At 55.0% G+C, this 1,166-nt stretch carries 1 protein-coding gene and 2 pseudogenes; all 3 read right to left on the reverse strand.

Going from position 1 to position 1,166, the window contains the following annotated elements; genetic code table 11:
* Window positions 1–256, reverse strand: a 256-nt coding sequence (locus tag Q2M23_RS43585; protein ID WP_316399515.1) for a hypothetical protein, incomplete at its 3' end; no start/stop codon positions are given.
* Between the two features lie 153 nt (window positions 257–409).
* Window positions 410–577 (reverse strand): annotated as a pseudogene (locus Q2M23_RS44395) (ribonuclease H family protein); the annotation flags it as partial.
* Window positions 578–846: 269 nt separating this feature from the next.
* Window positions 847–1,104, reverse strand: a pseudogene (locus Q2M23_RS44400) (reverse transcriptase family protein); the annotation flags it as partial.
* Window positions 1,105–1,166: the final 62 nt, after the last annotated feature.

Raw genomic sequence — 1,166 nt, forward strand, 5'->3', positions numbered from 1 at the left:
GGACACCGTTATGTATCGAGAAGCTCGGGATTGATCTCCTGAAGATGGTGGGCACCTCGTCGGTGCGATGCTGCAAGTAGTCGATGAGCGGCTTCAGTTCGGGATCGCTGTATTGTTCTGAAGCCATAGCGGTGGCGGTGATAAGGCCTAGGAAGCCGTCGTCGTCCTCGTGGTTGCTGTGTGCTTCCTCGAGCGGCGCGCGCAACAAGCAGTCCGCGTCGTTGTGCTTTCTTCCGGACTTGTACGTGACGGTCATTTCGTACTCCTGTAGTCTAAGACTCCATCGCGCTAGGCGTCCCGAAGGGTCTCGAAGACTAGCCAGCCAGCAGAGTGCATGATGGTCTGTCACCACTTTGAATGGTCGCCCGTACAAGTAGGGACGTAGCTTCGTGATGGCCCACACAAGTGCAAGGCACTCCTTTTCTGTTGTCGAGTAATTCTTCTCGGCCGTTGATAGCGTTCTGCTGGCATAAGCGATGACGCGTTCGAGGCCGTTTTGGAATTGAACCAGTACAGCACCGAGATCCTCGTTCCTTGCGGCGGTGTGTATCTCCGTTTCGGCATTCGGTCGAAGTATGCAAGCACGGGTGCGGTCTGGAGCCGAGCCCTCAGTTCATCGAAGGCTTGCTGTTGCGTTTCATGCCACTGGAAGGGAGCTCCGCCCTTCGTCAAGGCGTTCAGCGGTGACGCGATTTTCGAGAAGCTAGGAATGAAGCGGCGGTAATAGGCGCAGAGACCAAGGAAGCTTCGTACATCTTTAACGTTCGAAGGAACGGGGTAATTAGCGATAGCTGCCGTCTTTTCGGGATCCGGGCGCACGCCATCGCAGTTCACGACATGGCCAAGGAACTTGAGTTCTTCGTAGCCGAATCTGCATTTCTGAGGCTTTAGCGTCAGTCCTACAGTTCTGATGGCCTCGAGAACTTGCTTCAGCCGTTCGATGTGGTCCTCGAAGGTCCTCGCGAAGACGACGACGTCGTCGAGGTACACAAGGCAGGTTTGCCACTTTAATCCAGCCAGCACGGTGTCCATAACACGTTGAAACGTTGCTGGAGCGGTGCACAGGCCGAAAGGCATTACTTTGAATTCGAAGTCGGAGGCCAAGCGGTCTTAGGAAGACAAAGTCTCGTGTCAACTCCTTGGCTCACAGAACGACATGGCTACGA

It is taken from the genome of Bradyrhizobium sp. 33ap4 (assembly GCF_032654765.1).
In the GTDB taxonomy this organism is placed as follows: Bacteria; Pseudomonadota; Alphaproteobacteria; order Rhizobiales; family Xanthobacteraceae; genus Bradyrhizobium; species Bradyrhizobium australafricanum.